Here is a 23291-nt window from a genome sequence, read left to right as displayed (position 1 = left end):
CTTGTCGAGTAGTCCTGCCTGGAGTGAGCCTGTCCGGCAAAATGACGACATGTCGGAACCTCACGGCCAGTACACCATTCGAACCAGCGGTGGCCCGGACGAACTGCTGCAGCTGTTGGACTGGTTCCGTCACGACGACGCGCTACGCGGCCGCATCGGTCCATCGCCCGCGCGCATTCGTGACGGGCAGATGGGCGACCTCTACGACGTGCTGGTCATCGCGGTCGGCGCCGGCGGGCTCGCGCCCGCCTTGACGCGATCGCTGACGGCCTGGTTGACCCATCGCCGCTCCGATGTCACCGTCACGGTGCAGCGCCCCGACGGCACCGCGGTCACTTTCGACGGCAAGCGCATCAAAACGCCGGAGGCACTGCGCGAACTCGGGAATCTGTTCGAAGGTCCGGACCCCTTGCCATGACCGAATCGTTGGACCGCAACAGGTTTCGGGCGGTGCTGATCGGGACCTCTCGCTACACCCATCCCGACATCCCGCCCATACCCTCGGTGGTATCCAACCTCACCGATCTAGCGCGGCTGTTGACCACCCCCGACGGCGCGGGGTTGCGCAGTGAACACTGCGCCCTGGTCGCCGAACCCGATCACAGCACCCAGATCGGCACCGTGCTCGCTCGAGCGGCCGGTGAAGCCGAGGATGTCCTGCTGGTGTACTACACCGGCCACGGCATGCTCGATCGACGCGGACGCCTGCACTTGGCATTGACCGGCAGCGATCCGAACCAGGTGGGCTGGACCGCGACTCCGTTCACGATGCTGCGCGAGGAGATCGTCGAAAGTCCTGCCCGCGCCCGGATTCTGATCTTGGATTGCTGCTTCTCCGGCCGTGCGTTCGAGGCCATGGGCGATGGTCCGGCCGTCGTCGCGGGCCAGGTCGATATTCACGGGACCTACACGATCGTCTCGTCCGCGGCGAACGAAACCTCCTTCGCGCCGGCGAAGCAACGCAATACGGCCTTCACCGCGGCGCTGCTGGCCGCAGCGACAGTACCGGGTCTCACACTCGATGAGCTGTACCGCAGGATCGACCGAGACCTATTGCGCTGCGGCCACCCCCGCCCACAGCGCCGCAGCGTCGATATCGCGGGGGACATCCGATTGTTCCGCGGACGTGTCGCAGCATCACCGTCCACAGTCGGCGCCATCGACCGCACACAGGTGCAACAACCCCGAAGCGGCGCGCACGGGCCCGCCACGCCACCTTCTCGATCACCCCGTGACGCCGAAACCCGGACCGGCTCACCTGCTTCCGGGATCGATGCGTTCGACAGCGCCGCGACGTTCCGCCGTGGCCTGGCGCTCTACGCGCAAGGTGAGTACCGGGAGGCCGCGGCGTGTTACCTCCGTGCCGCCCAGGACGGCAATATGGATGCGGCGAAGCACCTCGCTGCCTCGTTGGACACCCAAGGCAAATACGAGGAAGCCGAATCGTGGTATCGGCGTGCAGCCCAGACAGGTCATGTCGACTCGATGGGCGGCCTCGGACGGCTGCTGCACGACCGGGAAAAGCTCGACGAGGCCGAATCCTGGTACCGCCGCGCCGCTGATCTCGACGACACCGAGGCAATGTTCAACCTCGGCTTGCTGCTGCTCGAGACACGCCGCTACGACGAGGCCGATGCATTGCACATTCGGGCAGCTGACGGCGGCAATGTACGGGCGATGAACTTCCTCGCCGAATGTCATGCCGACGCGGGCGGACTGGACAAGGCCGAACATTGGTTCCGCCGTTCCGCCGCTCGAGGTGACCGCGACGGCATCCGCGGTCTGGAGGAACTCGACAACCGACGCGACGTTCTCGGCGGGCGCGACGCGAACTAGCACCTACCGACAGCGCCACCGCGGCGACCCGCGTCCGGCCGTCGGGCTCCGTCGACCGGACATTTACGACGACTTCGGAGATGTTGTTTGCCGCGTGCTTCCGTGGGCATCGCCGCGGTGTCTCGATCGGTTCGGACCACGGTGCGCCCACGGCATGCCTCGCATGCGGTGACCGAACGAGCCGAGCGCGGAGCTTCACACCGGTATCGAACACACCACGGAGGGTTGATGAACGTCACGACGTCGAGTGCGGGTAGCGCAGTGCGGTTCCTGACGGAGATTCTGGCTCGATACGGCGATGTGGATACATTCCTGGCGAAGATCCGGCAGGGCAGGGACGACTATCCCACCGTCATCCTTCCCCGTGTGCAGTCGCCCACCATGACGGCCGCCGAAACATTCGCACGGCCACTGCCGATGCGCCGCCCTCAGAGTCGATTCGCGCTGTCCTACAACGGGTTCGGCGCCGTGTGACGGGTCGGGGAAGGCCCCGCAGCTTGCCGCGGGCTCGGTCGACGCGAACCGTTCACGCGTGTCTCGACCCACACGATGGCCGGTTCGAAGTCTGGTCACCGGCCCGGTGGCGGATTGTCCGGATCGGTGGTGATTCCCGAGAGGATGATGTCGGCGATGGTCTCGGCGTGGCGCTGTAGTTCGTCCGGTGTATCGAGAGGATCGGCCCCGAGCAGGCGCGCTTCGACGCTCGCGGCGAGTTGGATCGATCCCGCGGAGGTGATCAGAAAGTGCAGCGTGGCGTAGGGCAGGGCGCGGATCCGGCCCGCGGTCACGAGTCGATCGAGTAGCGCCTGGACTCCGGGGCGCAGGGGATCGACGAAGCGCTCGACGATGAAGCGGATGCGGGGGCTGTCGATGGCGCCCTCGTGGTTCATGATTCGCACGACCTGCGGGTAAGAGGCGGCGAACAGTACCTGCCGAACGATTCCGCTTCGGAGAGCGGTCAGGTCGTCGTGTCCACCCTCGTCGGTGGCCGCGCGCCACGCGCGCTCCACCTCGGTCAGCGCGTGTTCCATGGCGGCGAACCACAGTTGCTCTTTGGAGCCGTATCGGGCGATGAGCAGGGCGTGCGAGATGTGCAGTCGCCGACTCAGCGCGCGTACCGACATGCCTTCGTATCCGGCGTCGGCGAACGCGTGCAGGGCCGCCTCGAGCAGCGGACCCGGGTCGATTTCCTCGCCGGTACGGGGGCGACCTCGGCCACGAGCGGTCGTGCACTCGTGGGGTCGCTCTCGCTTCATCCGTTGCTCTTTTCCGTATCCGAGCTGCTCCATTCAGGAGGGCCGGCGTCGTGATCGCCCGTCGTCGATCCAGGCCCCGGTGACCGGATCGGTCGGTCGGTTGCGACGTCGGCGCGTGGCGTTGTTGCCGTGACCATGCCAGGAGAGCATACTCGTAAAAAATAGACAACTGGATATTATTCGGTATACCCGCAGATCAGGTCGAGTAGGCGGACTGCTCGATGCCACCACGGCGGATCACTCGGAAGGGCAGATACATGTCACCTCGGACAATCGACATCACGATCCCCGATCTGTCGGGCAAGCGCGCAGTGGTCACCGGAGCCAGTGACGGCATCGGCCTCGGGATAGCCACTCGTCTCGCGGCGGCCGGTGCGGAGGTCGTCATGCCGGTCCGCAATCGCACCAAGGGCGAAGCGGCGATGGCCGAGATCCAGCGACACACCCCGACGGCGGCGGTATCGCTGCGTGAACTCGACCTGTCCGCCCTCGACTCGGTCGCCACACTGGGTAGCACCCTGCGCGAGGAGGGTCTGCCCATTCATCTGCTGATCAACAATGCGGGCGTGATGACCCCACCGGACCGGCAGAGCACTGCCGACGGCCTCGAATTGCAGTTCGGCACCAATCATCTCGGCCATGTCGCGCTCGTCGCGCAGTTGCTGCCCCTGTTGAAGGCCGGTCGAGCTCGGGTGACCTCCCAGATCAGTGTCTCGGCCGATCGCAATGCCATCAACTGGGCCGATGTGAACTGGGAACATTCGTACAGCGGTCAACGTGCCTACAGTCAATCCAAGATCGCACTGGGGTTGTTCGGCCTCGAACTCGACCGGCGCAGCAAGGCCGAGGGGTGGAATATCACCAGCAATTTGTCCCATCCCGGCGTCGCGCCCACCAGCCTGCTGGCCGCGCGACCCGAGCTCGGCCGGGACAAGGACACCCTGGGTGTACGCGTGATTCGCGCGTTGTCAGCGCGCGGCATCCTGCTGGGTACCGTGGCGACCGCCCAGTTGCCCGCCCTCTATGCCGCCACGTCTCCCGACGCGGTCGGCGGTGGTTTCTATGGCCCCAACGGGTTCGGGCACCTGGGTGGCCCACCGGCGGAACAGAAGCTCTACAGCCGCTTGGCCAGTGCGGACGACGCTCGCCGGATATGGGATCTCTCCGAGGAGCTGGCCCACGTGCGTTTCCAGGCGTAGCGGGCTACGTACCCGGCCGGATATCGGATGGGGTCGGCGGACAGCTTCGTCGTGAAAAGTGCACGTGGGGAACATGTTCGGGGCTGAATGGCTCGGGTCGGTGAGCGGGACCCGGTGCGCTCACTCCTGCGGTGGCGTGGACAGCACGGCGGCGATGGCCAGCGCTGCCGGGCGTGCTTCCAGATGCACTCGTCCGAGCACGGCCTCGGCGTCGGTCAGAACTCCCAGCAGTGCCGTGGGTCCCGCCGCGTAGATCACGATATGTCCGGAGCCGCCGTCGATGACCAGCTCCTGCAGGTGTGTGCTGTGCGTCGCCGCGACGAAGGTCTGTGACAGCGACAGCTGGGCGGCGGCCAGCGCCGCGATACCGGTCGGCTCGATCGTCGCGGGCAGATCGTGCGCGATCAGTAATCCGTCGACGGTCGCGGCGAGTGAGCCGATCAGATGGGGAACCTTCAGGCGAAGGGTGGCGAGGTGAGCTTCCACGGCCGGATCGGATGGCTCCACATTCAGCGCGTGCACGCCGTCGCTCCCTCGTTCGTCATGGATCTCGCCGTCGCCGCTACCCGTGGCCACACGGCGGCGGCCGAGCCCGAATCGTCGCGCGAGTTCTGCGAAGACCAAGTTCACCGTATCCGAATGTGTCGGGATGTCGATGCTTGCGAACAGAGCGCATCATAGCGACTCTCTTGTCGTTCGCGCAGCCGAAAACACGTGCGGCACTGAGAGTTACCTCGGGGAGGCCCGACGGCCACGACGAGATTCAGGACAACCGCACCGCGCCACCGCAAATGCGCGGTAGTACGTCCATCCGCTCAGCAGGGGTGCGATCGGCAACCCTGCCGGCGATTTCGAGAGCATTCGAGCTATTTGGTGTTGAGCGTGATCGTCGCGATGCCGACGAGCAGGCCCGCTTTGACCGCGTCGGTGCTGAACGTCTTGTTCAGTAGTGCGGCAGCATCGGAGGACACGAGCACCCGGGTGCCCTGCAGGATCGCGGTGTCGTCAGCCCCGGTCTGCAGCGGCTTCAAGGTGCTGCCGTCGAGGTTGAACAGCAGCGCATGGGTCGCGGCCGAGGTGCCGTTGACGCTCACATCGCCGTAGAGCACCGAGGCGCCCGGGTCGATGTCGAAATTGTTCAGCTGGACCGTGGTGGGCCCGGCGGTCAGCGACAAGCCACTGCCGTTGTGGTTGATGTCGCCCTGCACATAGGGCTCGACTGTGCCGGGGGTGTAGTACTTGACGTGACCTCCGGTGATCGGGAAGCTGACCGACCCGTTCTCCAGGGCGGCGGTGCCGAGCACGCCGGGTGTCAGTCCGAGAGTGGTGAGCGCGTCGGTGAAGCCTTTGTCCAGCGCCACCGCGGTGCTCTTGCCGGTGATGGCGTCGATCTGGGCGACGGGCTGTGCGGCGGCCGAGACGGACGAGCTGCTGGAACTGCTGGAGCTACTGGAATTATCGCTGGAACATGCGGACAGCGGCAGCAGCGCCAAAGCGGAAATAGCGGCGATCACAGTAATCTTGCGTAGATGGAACATTCGTTCTCAACCCCTTGTCGGTTGTCGTATTTGTATTGCATTGAGGGGTTCGTCCTGGTCGGTGACACGGTTTGGAAATTACGGAAATAACCTCTGAAACGGTGCCTTCGGTACAAATAACGAATTTCCCGGAGTCGTTGGCGCAGATTTTCGCAATGTGGACAGCGGTGAATGTTTGAAGGATTTTCCGCCGGGTAGTCACACGGGCTTCGTCTGCGATTTGCCGGAGCGGCACTATTCGAAGAAGCTGAACTGCTCGCGCCGCACCGGTTCTAACCCTCTGCTGTGCGAGAGTCCGCGCTCATACCGGGACTACCGTCCGCGATGCGCCCGGTGACCCGCCGACGAAAGCCGGGATCACCGTCGGCGGTGATCGCCAAGTCGTACCACCCGTGGTGGGTCGGCCACTCGAGCCGCTGCTCGGTGCCCGCGGCCAGCTCGACACGGCGCGGCTCGCCCCCGTAGCGCAGCGGAGTGACGGACAGCATCACCACGCTCGCACCATGATTGGCGAGCACCAGAACGGCGGCCGAGTGCGCCGCAGCCTCGGTCCCGATGCGGACGGCGGCCGCCGAACCGCCGACGGTGCCTCGCAATTCGTGCCAGAACCGATTCGGCCCCTGGATGACCAGATCGTATTCGCCTGCGACGGAGAACGTCTCGGTGAGAGTGCCCGAGACGTCGTAGTGACGCGGCGGCCCGGCAATGCCCGCGAACGGGTAGATCATGAAGTGCGAGGACGACTTTCCGGTATCGGCGAGCGTCACCGACAACTCCGAACCGTCCATGCCGCTGGAGACCGCCGGTCGGTACGGCACCGGCCTGCTGGGGCGCGTGCCGGGCTCGGGCACCGGAAGAGCCGGTGCGCCGGGAGGTTCCGGCTTCCAGCGCGCGATCGCCGGTGGAATCGGGCCGGGTGTGGTCAGGCGCGGGGTCTTGCCCGCGGAGTCGAAGTCGAAGACCGAGGTCATGTCCCCGCAGACCGTGCGCCGCCAAGAACTGATATTCGGCTCCCGAACCCCGGTCCACAATTCCAGGAATCGCAGCACCGAGGTGTGATCGAAGACCTCGGAGGAGACGAAACCGCCCATGGTCCAGGGTGAGATGACCGTCATCGGCACCCGCACACCGAGTCCGATGGCCTTGCCGTCGTACCAGTCCTCGCCATTGCCGGAATCGGGCCGGGGCGGCACCGGTGAGGGCACATGGTCGAAGTAGCCGTCGTTCTCGTCGAAGGTCAGGAAAATCGCCGTCTTGGACCAGGTGTCGATATCGGCGCCGATGATATCGAGCAGTCGGTGAATGAAGGTCGCGCTGGCGACCGGCGTCGATTCGGACGGGTGCTCGGAGTAGCGGGCGGGCGGCACCAGCCAGCTCACGGCCGGAAGCCGTGCTGCGGCAATGTCATCGGCGAAGCGGCGCAACAGGGTGTCGGGTTCGCTTCGGTACATGGCGCGGTCGAACAGACTGCGCTCGCCGGCGGTCAGTGTGTCGCGGGCGGCCGCGAGTTGCCCTAGCAGTCGCTGCTGTGCGGCAGGCGACCTACCGGCCAGGGATTCGTAGAACTTCTCGGTGGTGGGGTAGCGGTCGTCGACTTCGGTCAGCAGTCGATGCCCGATTCGCTTGAACGGCAGGAAGTATTCGACCGGGTTGTCGGTGAAGTTGTCCCACTCCTGGTAGATCTGCCACGTCACGCCCGCGGCTTCCAGGCGTTCGGGGTACGTGGTCCAGTCGTAGCCCGGATGGTCACCGTCGTAGGCGGCATTGTCGACCGCGCGCCGGGTACTGCCCGGCTCGAATCCGGTGGTGCCGGTGAAGAAGTAGTTGCGATTGGGATTGGTGCCGCCGAACAGCGAGCAGTGGTAGGCGTCGCACGTGGTGAAGGTGTCCGCGAGCTGGTACTGCAGCGGTAGATCCCGGCGCTCGTAGTAGGTCATGGTCGCCGGGCTCTTGGCCTCGATCCAGCGATCCCACCACCCCTGCGACCAGGCCAGGGTGCTGCCCTTCCATTCGTGGTCGAGGCTGTCCAGATACTCGATATCGCTGTCTGGACGTCCGGCTCGCTCGGCCGCGACACGCACCGAGAACGGGAGCACCTCGAATGGTGAGCCGGGTCGGAGCGGCTGCTGAAACACGGTGCGCCCGTTGCGCAAACGTAGCGGGCTGTCATCTCCGAACCCGCGGACCCCGGCCAGCGACCCGAAGTAGTGATCGAAGGATCGGTTCTCCTGCATGAGCAGCACCACGTGTTCGATAGCGCCCAGACCGCCCGCCCGCGCCGGTGTCGCCATGGCCTGTTGCAGCGACAACGGCAACAGAGACATCGCCGTCGCACCCGCCGCCCTGGCCGCCATCGAGCCGAGCATACGCCTGCGAGAAGCGCCGACAATGGACGCCGGTGGGGCAGCGGCGCGGCAACTATGAGTGATCGCCGAGTAGTCGCGTGATCGAGAGGTTCGACGGCCCAGGAAACCGGTCAGCCCTGCGGCGAGTAGCCACGACCCTCGGAATCGAGCGGTCCCGTGCCGGGCGCGGGCGTGCGTCTGTGCCCGAACGCGCGCAGTGCGGGGAGTGAGGCCAGCATGAGTGCCGCGGGTGCGAGGGTGAAGCCCAGGAGCATGCCCAGCCGCGCGCCGTCGCTCTGGATCAGCGGGACGTCCCAGGTGGTCGGGCTGTATCCGGAGATCGCGAGCACCACGGAGAAGAGCCCCGGACCCAGTGCCATGCCCGCGGTTTCGCCCGCGGTCCACAGCCCGGTGAACGTTCCCGCCTGCGACTGCCCGGTACGGTCGGCGTCCGCCAGCACGGTGTCGGGCAGCAGTGCCAGTGGTAGCAATTGCAGTGCGGCATAGCAGATTCCGAGGAAGGCGATCAGTGCCAGCGCCGGAGCTCGCCCGCCGAAGGCTATGCCGGGCAACAACAGCAACGCGCCGACGGCGTAGCCGACCGTCGCGATGGCCAGGCAGCGCAGTCTGCCGACGCGGCGCGCGAGCTTCTCCCAGACCGGAACGGCCAGTGCGCTCGGTGCGACCAGGCAGACGAACAACACCGACGTCAGTCCGTGACCGCCGAGCCAGTAGGTGGCGATGTAGGGCGCGGCGGCCAGCATGGCGGCCACCGCGACGGCGTGGACGACATACGCGATCAGCAGTGCGAAAAAGGCCCGGTTGCCCCGGGCGGAACGCACGGCGGCAACCAGCCCGAGCGATCGGCCCGGACTCGACGGCACCCATCGGGTGCCGAGCGCGGCAGCGAGCAGTGCGCCCAGCATCAGGACACCTATGACCACGCCCATCAGCAGGTATCCCGCGCGGCCCCCGCCGCCCGCCGCCGCCAGCGCCGGGGCGAGCCCGCCGCCGAGCAGAATGCCGATGGTCAGGTAGATGACGCGCCGCGCGGTCACCGCGGTCCGCGCGGCCGGATCAGCGGCCATCTCCGCGGGCAACCCGACATATGGCACCTGGAACAGCGCGTAGGCGGTGGCGGCCAGTACGAAGACGGCCGCGACCCACACCGCGCCACCGGCACCGGTGAACGGCGACATGAACATCACCGCGAACAGAACGGGCAGCGCCACCGCACCCCGGAGCATCAACCCGGTCCGGCGGCCGGTGCGGACCGCCTCGCGATCACTGGCCGCCCCGACGATGGGATTGAAGATCACGTCCCAGAGTTTCGGAAGCACGACGACCAGCCCGGCGATGCCCGCGGCCACACCCAGAATGTCGGTCAGGAAGTACAGCAGCAGCAGGCCGGGGACCGTCGCGAACACCGCGGTCCCGACCGAGCCGACACCGTAGAGCGTGAGCCTGCTCCGGGTGAGGCTTTCGACTCGGCCGTCCCGGCTATCGAGCGACATGGCGACGTCCGGCGATCGGCCCATCCGCACTGTGGTTCGCCCACAACGGCATACGGCCGTCATTCGGGTCGACTGTGCGGTGCGCCCGGGAAAGCCCCGGGAGGTACGCCCGACCTACGATCATCGTGCGACTCCCACTAGAACAAGCCGATCACCCGTGCGGTGCCGACTGACGCCGAACTGTATGCCGACCGCGACGCGGACCGGCCGGATTCGCTCAGCTTGATTGTTTCGGTTGCCCGCGCCGCCCGAAACGCCCGTGGCCCAACCGGATAAGAACCGCGGTGACCACAATCGGCGCTTCCTGGTCGGTTGACTTATACCGTGTGCACGGTGCCCCCACGTCGACGGCTGATCATTGCCCTGATAGCGCTCGCCCTCGCCGCATCGGGCACCGCGCCCGCGGCCCACGCCGCACCCGATACCGGCACCGGCCACGGCTCGGTGACCGCGGCATACGTGCAAGGAGCCACACCCGGAGCGCGGGTGGAGTTGCTCGACGCGACCGAGCGGATCGTCGGCCGCGGCAGCATCGATCAGCTCGGCTCGTTCCTGGTGCGCGATCTGCGACCGGGGGAGGGCTACCGGTTCCGGGTCGATGGTCAGCGCGGCAACAGTTTTCCCGTGCTGGACACCGCCGCGCCGCCACAGTCGCAGTACGACGAACAGCGGTTGCAACCGGGCATGAACTACCTGCGCATGCGCGACGGCATCACGCTGGCGGCCTTCGTGCGGCTGCCGTTCGGAAAGACCTTGGCGGACGGACCTTTTCCCACCGTCATCGAGTATTCGGGCTATCAGACCGCCGCACCGAATCCACTGGTCCTGGGTGCGGCCACGGGGCTGCTGAAGGCCCGCGATCCGCTGGCCCCGGCGAACGGTGTGGTCCTGGGCGCCGAACTCGCCCCGGACATCGGGTTCGCGTCGGTGAGCGTGCAGATGCGCGGCAGCGGATGCTCCGGCGGGGCCTATGACCTGTTCGATTATCCGACCGTCTACGACGGCTACGACACGGTCGAAACCGTTGCCGCCCAGCCCTGGGTCGCCGGGCACAAGGTCGGATTGGTCGGCATCTCGTACTCGGGGATCTCGCAGATCGCCGTCGCCGGAACCGAACCACCGAGCCTGGCCGCCATCGCCCCGATGAGCCTCACCGACGATCTGCACTCCACCGGTTTCCCTGGCGGGATCTTCAATACCGGTTTCGCCGACACGTGGCTCACCGAGCGGCAATCCGATGCCGCGCCCGGCCCGTCGGGCGGACAACCCTATGTGCGGCAGTTGATTCAGCGCGGCGATCAGGCGTGCGCGGCGAATCAGTCGCTGCGACTGCAGACCCCGAGTCTTCGGCAATTGGTCGCCGACAATCCGGACCGGAATCCCGAGGTGTTCGACCACCGCTCCCCGGCGTGGTGGGCTCCGAAGGTGCGGGTGCCGGTCTTGCTGGCGGGTCCGCTGCAAGACGAGCAGGTCGGCCCGCAGTGGACCCGCATCATCGACAAGTTCGACGCGAATCCCGATGTGTGGGTGCGAATGATCAATGGCGCGCACTTCGATTCGCTCGGCCCGCAGATCTTAAGTCAGTGGTGGGAGTTTCTGAACATCTTCGTGGCGGACCGGGTTCCGCCGCCGTCCCCGGCCCTGGAAGCGCTCAGTACCGTCATGTACGCCGCCATCACCAACTCTCCGGCGATCCGGGTCGACAGCGCCCGGCTGTCGAACGCACCGTCGGTGCCCGCTGCCAAGGCCGCGTTCGCGGACCAGCCGCGCGTGGAAGTGTTCTACGACAACGGCGCCGGGGCCGCGGGGGTGGGTGGACTCGCGTCGCCGTGGTCATTGGGGTTGGAAGGGTGGCCGTCGACGCGGATCGCGCCCACCACATGGCATCTGGGTGACGGCGGCAGTCTGACGGTCGATTCCGGCCGGTCCGAGAGCCTCGCATTCCGGCCCGACCCGGCGGCCCGCCCTGCGGGGACCCTGGACGTGGTCGGTCCCTCCGACCTGCCCTGGCGACCGACTCCGCCGTACAACTGGGCTCCGCTGCCGGGACAGTCCGGTGCCGGGTTCACCTCACCGGTGCTGGAGCACGATGTGGTGACGGCCGGACCTGCCAGTCTGGACCTGCAGTTGGCCAGCACCGCCCCGGTCACCGATCTGCAGGCGACGGTCAGTGAGGTTCGCCCGGACGGCCAGGAGACGTACGTCGCCACCGGCTACCTCCGGTCGTCCTACCGCGCCGTCGACGCGAATGCGACCGCGCTGCAACCGTTCCGGTCCTACCTCGATCCCACCGATCTACCACCCGGATTCAGCGAGGCACGTATCTCGATCGACCCGCTGGTGCACGCGTTCCGCGCGGGTTCACGTATCCGGGTCACCCTCACCGCGCCGGGCGGCGACCGCACGTCGTGGCGATTCGACACCCCCGCCACGGACGGCCTCGTGATCGACACGATCCTGCTGGGATCCGGCGGTTCGTCGCTGGTATTGCCGGTGATCACCTCGGCCGCCGCCGGCGCACCGCTGCCGCCGGTATGCGCCGGACTGCGCGGTGAGCCCTGCCGGACCTACGAGCCCGCGTTCAACGGCGGCTGACCGGCCGCCGTTGAAAGTCCCTCCGCTGCTTACTTCGTGACCAGCGGAAGGACGCCTTCGCCGAACCAGTACGCCTCTTCGATATGCGGCTGGCCGGACAGGATGAAATGGTCGACCCCGACGGCACGGTACTGCTCGATGAGGTCGGCGACCTCGGCGTGGCTGCCGACCAGCGCGGTGCCCGCGCCGGGCCGCACGAGTCCGTACCCCGCCCAGAGTCCGGGGTACACCTCGAGGTTGTCCCGATCGGCATTGAGTTCCAGCTGCCGGCGCTGCCCTTCCGATTCCCCCTGCGCCAGGCGGGCCCGCGCCAGCTCTATGATCGCCGGGTCCATGCGGGACAGTAGGTTTCGCGCCTCGGCCCAGGCCTGTTCGTGGGTGTCCCGGGTGATCACGTGTGCCCGGATGCCGAAAGTCAGCTTCCGGCCGTACTTCTCGGCCCGGGCCCGCAGATCATCGATCAGTTCGCCCACCGCGGCGGGAGGTTCGGTCCAGGTGAGATAGGTGTCGACGTTCTTGGCGGCGACCTCCCGCGCCGCCTCGCTCGCCCCACCGAAGAACACCTCCGGAACCGGCGACGGCGCGGGCAGCACCATCGCGCCGGTCACGTCGAAATACTTGCCCGAGAAATCACTCGGCCGGCCGGTCCACGCCTTGCGAATCACCTGGAGGAACTCGTCGGTGCGGGCGTACCTCTCGGTCTTGGAGAGCCGGTCACCGAACCGGGCCTGCTCCTCGGCGTCCCCGCCGGTCACCACGTTCAAAGCGATTCGGCCACCGGACAATTGGGCGAACGTGGCCGCCTGCTGGGCGGCGAGGGTCGGGGTGATGAGTCCGGGCCGGAACGCGACGAGGAACTTCAGGCGGGACGTCTGCGGAATCAATGCCGCCGTCGTGATCCAGGCATCCGCGCACCAGGTCCCCGTCGGGGTCAGCACCGCCTCGAACCCCAGTTGCTCGGCCGTCTTCGCCACCAGGGTCAGGTAGTCCAGACTCGGCGCCCGGTGTGCCGACGCGGTGCCGATGACGCCCGCGGACTGCAGCGCACCGATCACTTCCCGTCCATCGCCCGAGGTCGGGAGGTACCAGTGGAAGTGCGGGTCACCCATACGAAACTCTCCTTCGTGAACGGCCGACGAGACTCGTTGCGGCCGCGGCGTCCACCATTCCACGCCGACGTCGACACCCCGGAGGTTTTCGGCCGGGCTGATCCGAACTGACGCGGGTGCGTGAGCCGAGGTCAGGCCACGTCTCAGCGCTTCCGGCGGCCAGCGCCGGAAGAGTGGGCCCTACGCAGGGACGAAGCCCCGCCTCGAACCGTCCGATCGAAGGGATATCCGAATGCCGCGGCATATCGCTTACTTCCGTGCCCCTATATTTCGGGGCGCTGCCTCATTGAGCGAGAAATCTGAATCAGGCTCCTGTGCAGCGTGTTTCGACTAAAGTTGCCACACGTTCTAGTGCCGTCGGTGGCGTCCGGCGAAACGTTCTGGGGGAAGATCGTGGCGGACTATATCGTCGTCGGTTCCGGCAGTGCCGGAGCCGTCATCGCGCGGAGACTGGCCGATACGGGGGCCGAGGTCACCCTGTTCGAGGCGGGTCGTCGGGACAACATCAGGCTGGTGCGCAAGCCCGGATTGATCGGCCCGATGCATGCGGTGCCGCAGCTCAAGAAGATGGTCGACTGGGGTCACCACACCGTCGAGCAGAAGCATGCGCTGGGTCGCAGAGTCCCGCAGACACACGGAAAAGTCGTCGGCGGGTCGAGCTCGGTCAACGGGATGGTGTTCGTTCGCGGTAACCGGCGCAATTTCGACGACTGGGCCGCCGAGGGCAACACCGGGTGGTCCTACGAGGAGGTACTGCCGAGCTTCAAGAAGTTCGAATCGTTCGAGGACGGCGCGAACGAGTTCCGCGGTGGCTCCGGCCCGATCAAGGTGATTCGCTCGCGTGCTGTGGCGCCCGCATCCGAGTCGTTCATCCAGGCGCTGACCGAAACCACCGGCGCGGCACGCAATCCCGACTACAACGGCGCTGAACAGGACGGCGTCTCGCTCTTCCAGCAGAGCAACAGCGATGGATTGCGCTACAGCACCTCGGTCGGATATCTGGAAGATCGCCCGAAAACCCTGACCGTGCTGCCCGATACGCACGTGATGCGTGTGGTGATCGAGAACGGCCGCGCCGTCGGGGTGGAGTACCGGACCGCGCACGGAACCGAATCACTGCGCGCCGAGCGCGAAGTGATCGTCAGCGCGGGCACTTTCGGGTCCCCGCAGTTGCTCATGCTCTCGGGCATCGGACCGGCCGACCACCTGCGCGCGTTCGGTATCGATGTCGTCGCGGACCTCCCGGTGGGCGACAACCTGCACGACCACCTGTTCGTCCCGATGACCTTCGCGATGCCGACCGGCGTGCACCGTCAGTCGCCGGGGTACATCGCCCGCTCCTTCCTGCGGGAATCCCTGCGCAACAACAGCACCTGGATGGCGCGCAGTGTGTTCGAGGTCGTCGCGTTCCTGCGCACCCCGTATGCGGCAGCGGTGCCCGATCTTCAGCTGCACGTCCTGCCGTGGGGATATCCCAGTCCGAACCAGGATGCCCCGATCAGCCGCCTCCCCGACGCGCGCCGCGCCCTGACCGTCATGTCGACGCTGATCTACCCGCAGAGCAGGGGCTCGCTGCGACTCACCTCGGCCGACCCCACCGCGGCGCCGGCCATCGACCCGAACTATCTCGCCGAGCAACGCGATGTGGACACCCTCGTGTACGGAATGACGTTGATCCGAGAAGTCATGGCCGCCAAGTCGATTGCGGGCGCGGTGGACACCGAGATCTCTCCCGGCCCGCAGCACCCCACCCCCGCGGACCTGGCCGCCGAACTCCTCAACCGGGCAACCACCGTCTATCACCCCGTCGGAACCTGCCGGATGGGTGTGGATGAGCGCGCGGTGGTGGATCCGATGCTGCGGGTGCGCGGAGTCGAAGGACTGCGGGTTGCCGACGCCTCGATCATGCCGAGCATCGTCGGCGGCAATACCAACGCGGCCACCATGATGATCGGCGAACGCGCGGCCTCGCTCATCCTCGGATGAGCCGCCGGGACCACGGGCGTGGGGCGCTGATTCGCTCGCTCGTCAGCGGGCCGCGGGATGCACGCCGGGGTTTTCGGGGTGGATCTGTTCGACTCGGTTTCGGGTGAGGTACATATCCCAGTAGTGCTCCGCGAGGTCGTCCGGGTCCACGACGGGAAGTTCCGAGTCCGTTGCGGCGAGCGCTGATTCGGTGATCTCGCTGTGGGCGATATATGCGGCGATGGCCAGTGTGCCCACGTAGATACCGGTCTCGGCCAGCTCTCCGTGCAGCGAGTAGGCGTAGTTGCGTGCTGCGGCCATGACCGGTCCGACCCCGCTCAGGTAGGGAAGGGCCTGCACGGCCGAGTAGCCGTGGGTCAGCAGGAAGGCGCCGTCGCCGCGTTCGGTCCATTCCGGCAGCACGGCGCGCACCACTTCGATCGGGGTGAGCAGCAACAGCGGTATCAGCTCTGCCATGGTTGCGGCGTCGAGTTCGGCTGCGGGAGTGAAGGCATGGTCGCCGCCGATAGGGCCGTATTCGACCACGTCGATCCGGCCGAAGTGGTCGCGGATGGCCGCGATCAGGGCGGGCACCTGCGCGGGGTCGGACAGATCCGCGGCGAAGGGGACCGCCTCGATCCCTTCGGACGCGAGCTGCTCACCGAGCCTGTGGAGACGGTCCGGGCGTCGTCCTACCAGAGCGACCCGGAAACCTTCGCGCCCGAAACGCTGGGCGACCGCGGCTCCGAGTCCGGTGCCCGCGCCGAGAACTGCGATGACTTTCGACATGAGACTCTCCATTTCCTACTTTTGGTGTGGAGCACCAGGATTGGTCATCGGGAGAGTCCATACAAAAGGCACATTCATGTCCGTGCCGGAGGGAAATGTGCGTAATGGAAGACAAGCTCGGAGCTGTCGGCGCGGCCGGGATCGGGCCCTGCGCGGGCCTGCCCGCCGGACGAATGGATTCCATCCGCGAGGTTCTCGACCGGGTGGGGGACAAGTGGAGTCTGCTGGTGATCTCCGTGCTGGAGAACGGTCCACGGCGCTACGGCGATCTGCACTACGCCGTGACCGGTATCTCCCAGCGCATGCTGACCTTGACTCTGCGCCAGCTCACGCAGGACGGGCTGGTGAGCCGAACCTCCTACCCGGAAGTGCCGCCCCGAGTGGAGTACGCGCTCACTCCGCTCGGGCAGGGGTTGTACGAGATCGTTTCGGCGCTGATCGAGTGGACCATCGCGCACCACGATGAGATCCAGCGGAATCGCAGCCGTGATGCCGAATCGGCCGCGACAGCGCGAGAGTTCTCGACGGCCGGGATTCCTGACGTGGCGGCGTTGTCGCGTCCGGAATTCGACACCAGGTCCTAGGACCGGAAGGAACGCGTCTCGTGTCACAGGGAGGGTGTGAACCCCGGGATGAACTCTTCACCGAGTTTCATGCGGGATCGTTGTAGCTGCGGGGTCAGTTCTGCTGATCCGTGCGCACCGGTGTGCCCAGTTTCACGCGGGTCGTACCCTTGGACCGTCGAAGCACGGTGAGGGGCCAGACGGTGGCGGGGATCTCGGTGCCTGCGCGAGTCCGGTAGGCGTTCACGTCGAGGCCGAGATTGCCTGCGGGATCGGTGACCTGGGACGCGTCGGTCTCGGCGCCGTCGGAGAAGGTGACGTCGAAGGTGTCCTCGGGAAGGTCGAGCTCCAAGCCCGCGAACAGGTGGGAGTACGCGACGGCGACTGCGGGTTCTGCCGATCGGTCGGACATCACGGGTTGCTCCATTCATTCGATGGTGCGGTGAGTGAGGTCAATTCCTCTGCGTGAGGTTCGAGTCGGTGAGGTGATCGCGCAGGTAGGGCGCGGTCTTGCTGGCCGATGTGTTCGCGACCTGTCGCGGGGTGCCCTGGGCGATGACCCGACCGCCGTTGCCACCTCCGCCCGGGCCGAGATCGATGACGTGGTCGGCCTGGGCGACCACGGGCATGTCGTGTTCGGCGACGACGACTGTCGCACCACCCTCGACAAGTGAATTCAGCTGGCGCAGTAGCACATCGGTGTCGGCGGGATGCAGTCCCGTGGTCGGTTCGTCGAGGAGGTAGACGGTGCCGGTGCGGCGGGTGCGCTGCAGTTCGGTGGCGAGTTTGACCCGTTGGGCCTCTCCGCCGGACAACTCCGTCGCGGGCTGGCCGAGGGTCAGATAGCCCAGTCCGACATCGACCAGGGTGTGCAGCGATCGCGCGGCGGCGGGGATGTCGGCCAGGAATTCGGTGGCGCGATCGACGGTCATGTCCAGGACCTGGGCGATGGTGGTGTCGCGGAAGGTGATTTCGAGGGTCTGCGGGTTGTAGCGGGCGCCGTGGCAGGTCGGGCACGGGGTGTAGGTGGTGGGCAGAAACAGCAGTTCCACCGAGACGTAGCCCTCGCCCTGGCAGGTGGGGCAGCGGCCCTCGGCGACATTGAAGGAGAATCGCCCGACGGTGTATCCGCGGTTGCGGGCGGTGTCGGTGTCGGCGAAGAGCCGGCGCACGGTGTCGAACAGGCCGGTATAGGTGGCCAGGTTCGAGCGGGGCGTACGGCCGATCGGCTGCTGGTCGACCTCCACCACCCTGGTCACCGCCGGATCGGTCTGCGCGAGTTCTGAAATAGCATGCAGGAGTGTGGTTTTACCCGAACCGGAGACGCCGGTGACCGCGGTGAACACGCCGAGCGGGAGATCGATGTCGATCCCTTGCAGATTGTTGCCGTCGAGGCCACGCAGTGCGAGATGGCTTGTGGCGGTGCGCGTCCGATGTTCGGGCCGGTGCATCTCGCCGAAAAGGTAAGGCCGGGTCACCGATTCGGTGACCGCCCGGAGCCCGTCCACCGGTCCGCTGTAGAGGACCTGTCCACCGTGCACGCCCGCGCCGGGGCCGATATCGATGATCCAGTCCGCCTGCCGCACCACGTCGAGGTCGTGCTCGACCAGGAAGACGCTGTTGCCGGAGTCCTTGAGCCCGTTCAGGACTGCGGTCAGGGCGACGGTATCGGCGGGATGCAATCCGGCGGACGGTTCGTCGAGCACGTACACCACCCCGAACAGCCCCGAGCGCAACTGGGTGGCCAGGCGCAGGCGTTGCAGTTCCCCGGCCGAGAGCGTGGGGGCTTCCCGGTCCACGCTGAGATAGCCCAGGCCCAGGTCGTCCAGGACGTTCAGGCGGGAGGTCAGGTCCTGGGTCAGCAGGCCCGCCGCGCCGGAGCGAGAGGTGTACGGCCGCAACACTTCCGACAGGCCGGTGAGCGGCAGCCGAGCGAGTTCGGTGATGTCGTAACCGGCGAAGGTGACCGCGAGCGCCTGCGGGTTGAGGCGTTTGCCGTGGCACAGCGGGCAGGTGCGGGTGTCGAGGAACTGCGCCGCACGGGTGCGGGTGCTCTCGCTGCGGGATTCGGCGTAGGAGCGCAGCAGCAGGTCCCGCGCGCCGGTGTAGGTGCCCTGGTAGGGGCGCTGAATTCGGCCCGCTTCGCGTTCGGGCTCGACCGTGACCGTGGGCCGCTCGTCGGTGAACAGGATCCAGGTGCGCGCGGATGCGGGCAGCTCGTGCCACGGGCGGTCGATGTCGTAGCCCAGGACCGCCAGGATGTCGCGCAGGTTCTTGCCCTGCCATGCGCCGGGCCAGGACGCGATGGCGCCATCGCGGATGCTCAGCGCCGGGTCGGGGACCATGGAGGATTCCGTCGCCTCGTGCACCACACCTTGACCGTGACAGCGCGGGCAGGCGCCCTCGACAGTGTTGGGGGAGAACGAGTCCGAGTACAGCACCCCTGCGCCCGCGGGGTAATCGCCCTCGCGGGACATCAGCATGCGGAGCGAATTGGAGACGGTGGTGACCGTGCCGACCGTCGAGCGTGAGGAGGGAGCCGAACGACGTTGCGACAACGCGACCGAGGGCGGCAATCCGGTGATCTCGTCGACGTCGGGAGCTTCGACCTGGTGCAGCAGGCGTCGTGCGTACGGAGCCACCGAATCCAGATAGCGTCGCTGGGATTCGGCGTAGAGCGTGCCGAAGGCCAGAGATGACTTACCGGACCCGGACACACCGGTGAAGGCGACCAGCGCGTCGCGGGGCAGGCTGACCGTGACATCGGCCAGATTGTGAACCCGGGCGCCGCGTACTCGGACCTCGGAGTGCCCGGCTGAACTCACGCTCGGACCCTGATTGGAACCCACCGTGTGTCCTACCTTCGAATCGACGCGCCAGCGTGCCGGGCAAGGGCGAACGTAGACCCAGTGATATTAGCTGAACGGATGCTGGTCGCAGACGACCGGTCGATTCCGAGACAGAAGCGACGCACCCGGAACACGCCCCGGCGACGGTGCGGGAAACGCGGTATGGATCGTTCGGCCGGGTCGTGGTGAGGGGGACGGATCTTGCCTCCCGCACGGTTCAGTGCCGGGGAGGCCGCTGATCCACGGCCACCGATTGACGCGCACCCCGTGTGGCCGCCGGCGGGAAGACCGCAGTGCCGCCTGCATGTGCGACGGAGATCGCTGAGCCTGGTCCCGTGTGCGCTCAGCGGAGCAAAATCCGCACTTGGCGCCGCCCGGAGCTGCCGGGTTCGACGTCGTCGTCGGGTTACGCGAAATGAGAAGTGCCGCTGATTCCAGGAAATGCGCTGACACGGATGGTCAATCCAGCGATGATCGTTCAGGTTGGTCCCGCTGGTACCAGGAGTGTTGTGTGTCAATAGATCTCGACCAGGTACCGAGCTGGATGCAAGGGATCGGCTCCTTGCTGGCCCTCGTCCTCGCATCGGGGGCGGTCGTGGTGGCGAGCCGTACCTTTCGCATCGAGTCCGAGCGCGACCAGGTCGATGCTGAACGGCGTCAGAAGCAGGACCTCTTCGAACGACGAAGCCAAGCGGCGCTCATTTCGGCGTGGTGGGGGCAGTCGCAGTCCGGTGAATTCGGCATCTTCGTGCGCAATGCCTCCGAAGCGCCGGTGTACCAGCTGTATGCGACGATCCTGTCGGCCGATGATCGGGAAGGCGGCACCGGGGCGAAGGTGCAGCATCTGGTGGTGCCGCCCGCGCCGGAGGCAATCTTCTACCCACACGCAATCTCCGCTGCCGCCAGGCAATCGATCGTTCGACGAGTGGTATTGACCTTCACCGATGCCTCGGGCGTGCGGTGGCAACGAAACCAGTACGGCCGTCTGGACGAGCTGCAGCCAAAGCTGACGGTATTGGCCGACGACATGCGATCGCAGGCATTATCGAAGTTCAAGGACGACTTCCGTGACACTTACGGGGTCAGTGTCTCCTTCGACTCCGAAACCCTGAGCCAAGGGTTGGCCAGGGTCACGGAAGTGCTCGCGAGTAGACCCGACGTGGACGCCGTCGTCCTTCCACACGACTGGCTCGGTGATCTGATCGAGCAAGACTCGATCGCATCGATATTGCTGGCCGACCACCATCGTGCCGCGTTCTCACCCCGGGCGTTACAGGGACTCACCGTCGACGGTCGGCTCTATGGGCTGCCCACCACCATGGACACCACGGCCCTGATCAGGAATACCGATCTTGTGCCCAATCCGCCGCCGACGTTCGAACGCCTGCTCGAGGCGGGACTCGCGTTGCGGGCCGACGGCCGGGTTACCGAGGCGCTCGCCTGCCGAATCGGGACATCGGGGGACCCGTTTCAAATGTGGCCGTTGTTCACCGGCGGTGGTGGCTGGCTGTTCGCCGAGGCTGCCGACGGCAGCTGGGATTCTTCGAGAGTCGGCGTGGCCACAGCGGAATCCATTGCGGCCCTTACCCGGATCCGTGCGCTCGGCGAAGCCGGTACCGGAGTGTTGCGCCGAACCATGGACGCGGAAGAAGCATTCGACCTGTTCTGTTCCGGTCGCGCGCCATTTCTCATCTCGACCTCGGATGCGATGATTCCCATTCGGGCGGCGGGAATTCCGGTGGCGGTGAGCGCCGTCCCCGGCTTCGCGGGTGCACCGCACGGGCGAACCTTCACGGCTGTACACGGGCTCATGTTCGCCAAACAGGGCCGGAATCGGGTTACGGCGCTGGATCTGTTCGCTGATTACCTGGCCCACGAGGATGTCATGGACGCATTGCGCCGCAGCGTCATCGCTCCGGTGTGCAGCCGCAGCGCATCGGGCGATCCAGCGATCACGCAGTACACCGCCCTGTGCGATGCCGGTCGACCGATGCCTTCGATGCCACATATGGACGAAATCTGGAACATCTTGGCCCGCATGGAGGTATCGACCATCGCGGGAGGTGATCCGCGCGAGATCGCCACGATCGCGGCGCGCGATATCGGCAGGCTGCACAGAGGCTGAGGTGGCCTTGTTTGACCGTGCAGGTTCCGAGGTTCGGGACCGCGACGTACGACTGGACGCGGCGATGTGTCCGGTCCGAACGCTCACCTGGATGGCGGCGAATTCACCAGCGCAGCATGGGTGCGGGGTTGGTCGGGTGTTTCAGGGCGTGGCGAACGGTGCCGCGGACGACGATCCGGTGGAAGTGCTCGTAGGGCAGGTCGGCGACAACGGCTTTGACGGTGGCGCGCGATATCTTGTCGCGCCAGATGCCGTGGCTGGCGTCGACGCGATCGGCGATGCGGAAGGTCTCGACGAGCCTGTCCTGTCCGACCGGGCGAATGCGGTGATGATCCATCACCATGCGGCGAACGAGCGCGGCGTCGGTGATGCCGAAGTCGTCCAGGAGGTCATCGGCCAGGGCGGCGGAGGGTTCCAGGTAGTCCATCGTGCCCGCGGTCCACACCCCGAGGTCGTGGATGGCCCACGCGAGTGCTGCCGCGTCCGGGAGGGTTTCGGTGTCCAGCAATATCGAGTGATAGTTGAAGCAGCGCAGCACGTGATTTCGGTAGGCGGCATACTCTCCGCCCAATTCCGCTCGATATCTGTCGAGAACGGCATCCACGATCGGATGGCTCGTGACTGTCACACGTGAGACTGCGAACGACCCCATATCGGTAGCCTACTGCGGTCGTCGTGATTCACATAGCCTTGCTATCTGGTTGCGCCCTGTCCTTCTCTGATACGCAGAGGAGGACAGGGCGCGGCTGCGCCTCGGACCGTCGGATATACCGGTGGTCTCCGTGCGCCGATCCCGTTAGTTGAAGCGCCCGAGCGGCGTGCGGGCGGCTCAGACGCGAGGGTGGTAGCGGCACCAGAGTTGCCATGCACCAGTGGTGTTCCTCTGGCTCGGGCCTCACGGACGGCGCACGCGTCCACGGGCGACGAGCTCGATCGTTGTTGCCACCGCGCAGGATTGGGCCAGTAGCAGTGCGAGCAGCACCAGCACCTGCACCGCCGCGGCCTGCACCGCGGACCCGCTGGCGACCAGTACACCCACGAAAGCCCCTGGCAGCGTGACCAATCCGACGGTGCGGGTCTGGTCGACGCCGGGCAGGAGGGCGTCGGTCGCGGTGGTCCGGATGATCTCGAGCCGGGCGTCTCGATCGGTGAAACCCAGGCTCATCGCCGCCTCGACCTCCCCGGCGCGTTCGGCCAGGGTGTCGAGGGCGCGGCGGGCGGACAGTGACGTCGCGGTCATGGTGCCGCCCACGATGATCCCGCCGATCGGGACGAGCGCGACGCCCGTCAGCGGGACGACGCCGCTGACCAGGATTGCCGGGAGGGTCGCGGTCATACCGGCGCCGAGGCTCAGCGTCAGCCACAACGCCGAGCGCCCCGCCTGGGCTCTGCGTGCCGAGGTGAGGACCGCTGCCACGAACATGAGCGTCAAGACCAGAACCGACGACCACAGGTGTGCCAGCGCCGCGACCAGAACCGAGGCGAGGACCGTCAATTGGATCACCGCGCGCGCGGCCGCACGCGGCGCGGTGGCGACCGGCCCGAGTTCGGCGATCCAGTAGACACCGGCGGCCGCTGTCACCAGGACCAGGCACAGCATCGCCAGCG

At 66.6% G+C, this 23291-nt stretch carries 19 protein-coding genes; 8 read left to right on the top strand and 11 right to left on the bottom strand.

Annotated elements, in window-relative coordinates:
- Window positions 1-49 precede the first annotated feature (49 nt).
- From NJ1_RS09940 to NJ1_RS09930, 3 genes are all read left to right on the top strand, one after another.
- Window positions 50-418: an effector-associated constant component EACC1 gene (locus NJ1_RS09940; RefSeq protein ID WP_067690701.1), complete on the top strand. Its 369-nt coding sequence runs from the start codon at window positions 50-52 to the stop codon at window positions 416-418.
- On the top strand, window positions 415-1836 hold the full coding sequence (locus NJ1_RS09935) for a caspase, EACC1-associated type (protein WP_067690699.1): 1422 nt from the start codon (window positions 415-417) through the stop codon (window positions 1834-1836). Before NJ1_RS09940 ends, NJ1_RS09935 begins: the two co-directional genes overlap by 4 nt.
- Before the next feature lie 228 nt (window positions 1837-2064).
- A complete protein-coding gene (locus NJ1_RS09930) occupies window positions 2065-2310 on the top strand; it encodes a hypothetical protein (RefSeq protein WP_067690696.1) in 246 nt (81 codons plus the stop codon).
- A gap of 95 nt (window positions 2311-2405) precedes the next feature.
- Here the strand turns inward: NJ1_RS09930 and NJ1_RS09925 are convergent, their stop codons facing one another.
- Entirely contained in the window at window positions 2406-3092 is a 687-nt protein-coding gene (locus NJ1_RS09925) for a TetR/AcrR family transcriptional regulator (RefSeq protein WP_067690953.1), read from the bottom strand.
- A gap of 257 nt (window positions 3093-3349) precedes the next feature.
- Between NJ1_RS09925 and NJ1_RS09920 the strand changes: the two genes are divergently transcribed.
- Window positions 3350-4291, top strand: coding sequence for an SDR family oxidoreductase (locus NJ1_RS09920; protein WP_067690693.1), 942 nt, complete (start codon window positions 3350-3352; stop codon window positions 4289-4291).
- A gap of 120 nt (window positions 4292-4411) precedes the next feature.
- On the opposite strand, the gene NJ1_RS09915 is transcribed toward NJ1_RS09920, so the two are convergent.
- The 4 genes from NJ1_RS09915 to NJ1_RS09900 all read right to left on the bottom strand — a co-directional run bounded on the left by NJ1_RS09915 (window position 4412) and on the right by NJ1_RS09900 (window position 9688).
- Window positions 4412-4921: a roadblock/LC7 domain-containing protein gene (locus NJ1_RS09915; protein WP_245717309.1), complete on the bottom strand. Its 510-nt coding sequence runs from the start codon at window positions 4919-4921 to the stop codon at window positions 4412-4414.
- Between the two features lie 236 nt (window positions 4922-5157).
- Complete coding sequence (locus tag NJ1_RS09910; protein WP_245717308.1) at window positions 5158-5805, bottom strand: hypothetical protein; 648 nt, start codon at window positions 5803-5805, stop codon at window positions 5158-5160.
- Window positions 5806-6101: 296 nt separating this feature from the next.
- On the bottom strand, window positions 6102-8195 hold the full coding sequence (locus NJ1_RS09905; RefSeq protein ID WP_084477941.1) for a phosphocholine-specific phospholipase C: 2094 nt from the start codon (window positions 8193-8195) through the stop codon (window positions 6102-6104).
- Between the two features lie 110 nt (window positions 8196-8305).
- Window positions 8306-9688, bottom strand: coding sequence for an MFS transporter (locus tag NJ1_RS09900; protein WP_067690687.1), 1383 nt, complete (start codon window positions 9686-9688; stop codon window positions 8306-8308).
- A 333-nt stretch (window positions 9689-10021) separates the two neighbouring features.
- Here NJ1_RS09900 and NJ1_RS09895 point away from each other — a divergent pair, with 333 nt between their 5' ends.
- Window positions 10022-12283, top strand: a complete 2262-nt coding sequence (locus NJ1_RS09895) for a CocE/NonD family hydrolase (RefSeq protein WP_067690944.1) — start codon at window positions 10022-10024, stop codon at window positions 12281-12283.
- A 29-nt stretch (window positions 12284-12312) separates the two neighbouring features.
- Here NJ1_RS09895 and NJ1_RS09890 read toward each other — a convergent pair whose 3' ends face one another.
- Window positions 12313-13392, bottom strand: a complete 1080-nt coding sequence (locus NJ1_RS09890) for an LLM class flavin-dependent oxidoreductase (RefSeq protein WP_067690684.1) — start codon at window positions 13390-13392, stop codon at window positions 12313-12315.
- A gap of 393 nt (window positions 13393-13785) precedes the next feature.
- On the opposite strand from NJ1_RS09890, the gene NJ1_RS09885 reads away from it, so the two are divergent.
- Entirely contained in the window at window positions 13786-15378 is a 1593-nt protein-coding gene (locus NJ1_RS09885) for a GMC family oxidoreductase (RefSeq protein WP_245717306.1), read from the top strand.
- Window positions 15379-15420: 42 nt separating this feature from the next.
- Here the strand turns inward: NJ1_RS09885 and NJ1_RS09880 are convergent, their stop codons facing one another.
- Window positions 15421-16146, bottom strand: a complete 726-nt coding sequence (locus tag NJ1_RS09880) for an SDR family NAD(P)-dependent oxidoreductase (RefSeq protein WP_067690938.1) — start codon at window positions 16144-16146, stop codon at window positions 15421-15423.
- A 104-nt stretch (window positions 16147-16250) separates the two neighbouring features.
- On the opposite strand from NJ1_RS09880, the gene NJ1_RS09875 reads away from it, so the two are divergent.
- Window positions 16251-16730: a winged helix-turn-helix transcriptional regulator gene (locus tag NJ1_RS09875; RefSeq protein ID WP_067690681.1), complete on the top strand. Its 480-nt coding sequence runs from the start codon at window positions 16251-16253 to the stop codon at window positions 16728-16730.
- Window positions 16731-16824: 94 nt separating this feature from the next.
- On the opposite strand, the gene NJ1_RS09870 is transcribed toward NJ1_RS09875, so the two are convergent.
- Window positions 16825-17136 (bottom strand): hypothetical protein, encoded by a 312-nt coding sequence (locus NJ1_RS09870; RefSeq protein ID WP_067690678.1) that lies wholly within the window; start codon window positions 17134-17136, stop codon window positions 16825-16827.
- A 25-nt stretch (window positions 17137-17161) separates the two neighbouring features.
- A complete protein-coding gene (locus NJ1_RS09865) occupies window positions 17162-19534 on the bottom strand; it encodes an ATP-binding cassette domain-containing protein (protein ID WP_067690936.1) in 2373 nt (790 codons plus the stop codon).
- Between the two features lie 535 nt (window positions 19535-20069).
- Here NJ1_RS09865 and NJ1_RS09860 point away from each other — a divergent pair.
- On the top strand, window positions 20070-21683 hold the full coding sequence (locus tag NJ1_RS09860; protein WP_169813119.1) for a sugar ABC transporter substrate-binding protein: 1614 nt from the start codon (window positions 20070-20072) through the stop codon (window positions 21681-21683).
- Window positions 21684-21786: 103 nt separating this feature from the next.
- Here the strand turns inward: NJ1_RS09860 and NJ1_RS09855 are convergent, their stop codons facing one another.
- Together NJ1_RS09855 and NJ1_RS09850 are read right to left on the bottom strand one after the other, a co-directional pair.
- Window positions 21787-22335: a hypothetical protein gene (locus tag NJ1_RS09855; RefSeq protein WP_067690671.1), complete on the bottom strand. Its 549-nt coding sequence runs from the start codon at window positions 22333-22335 to the stop codon at window positions 21787-21789.
- Window positions 22336-22578: 243 nt separating this feature from the next.
- On the bottom strand, window positions 22579-23283 hold the full coding sequence (locus tag NJ1_RS09850; RefSeq protein WP_067690932.1) for an ABC transporter permease: 705 nt from the start codon (window positions 23281-23283) through the stop codon (window positions 22579-22581).
- Window positions 23284-23291 lie beyond the last annotated feature (8 nt).

This window comes from Nocardia jejuensis NBRC 103114 (assembly GCF_001613145.1).
Lineage (GTDB): Bacteria > Actinomycetota > Actinomycetes > Mycobacteriales > Mycobacteriaceae > Nocardia > Nocardia jejuensis.
Note: the sequence above shows the minus strand (reverse complement) of the source record. Positions and strands in the feature narration are given on the sequence as shown.

Bases quoted from the DNA above. Each gene is read 5' to 3' on its own strand.
- NJ1_RS09940 (WP_067690701.1), top strand. From the start codon at position 50: ATGTCGGAACCTCACGGCCAGTACACCATTCGAACCAGCGGTGGCCCG.
- NJ1_RS09935 (WP_067690699.1), top strand. From the start codon at position 415: ATGACCGAATCGTTGGACCGCAACAGGTTTCGGGCGGTGCTGATCGGG.
- NJ1_RS09930 (WP_067690696.1), top strand. From the start codon at position 2,065: ATGAACGTCACGACGTCGAGTGCGGGTAGCGCAGTGCGGTTCCTGACG.
- NJ1_RS09925 (WP_067690953.1), bottom strand. From the start codon at position 3,092: ATGAAGCGAGAGCGACCCCACGAGTGCACGACCGCTCGTGGCCGAGGT.
- NJ1_RS09920 (WP_067690693.1), top strand. From the start codon at position 3,350: ATGTCACCTCGGACAATCGACATCACGATCCCCGATCTGTCGGGCAAG.
- NJ1_RS09905 (WP_084477941.1), bottom strand. From the start codon at position 8,195: ATGCTCGGCTCGATGGCGGCCAGGGCGGCGGGTGCGACGGCGATGTCT.
- NJ1_RS09900 (WP_067690687.1), bottom strand. From the start codon at position 9,688: ATGTCGCTCGATAGCCGGGACGGCCGAGTCGAAAGCCTCACCCGGAGC.
- NJ1_RS09890 (WP_067690684.1), bottom strand. From the start codon at position 13,392: ATGGGTGACCCGCACTTCCACTGGTACCTCCCGACCTCGGGCGATGGA.
- NJ1_RS09880 (WP_067690938.1), bottom strand. From the start codon at position 16,146: ATGTCGAAAGTCATCGCAGTTCTCGGCGCGGGCACCGGACTCGGAGCC.
- NJ1_RS09875 (WP_067690681.1), top strand. From the start codon at position 16,251: ATGGAAGACAAGCTCGGAGCTGTCGGCGCGGCCGGGATCGGGCCCTGC.
- NJ1_RS09870 (WP_067690678.1), bottom strand. From the start codon at position 17,136: ATGGAGCAACCCGTGATGTCCGACCGATCGGCAGAACCCGCAGTCGCC.
- NJ1_RS09855 (WP_067690671.1), bottom strand. From the start codon at position 22,335: ATGGGGTCGTTCGCAGTCTCACGTGTGACAGTCACGAGCCATCCGATC.
- NJ1_RS09850 (WP_067690932.1), bottom strand. From the start codon at position 23,283: ATGCTGTGCCTGGTCCTGGTGACAGCGGCCGCCGGTGTCTACTGGATC.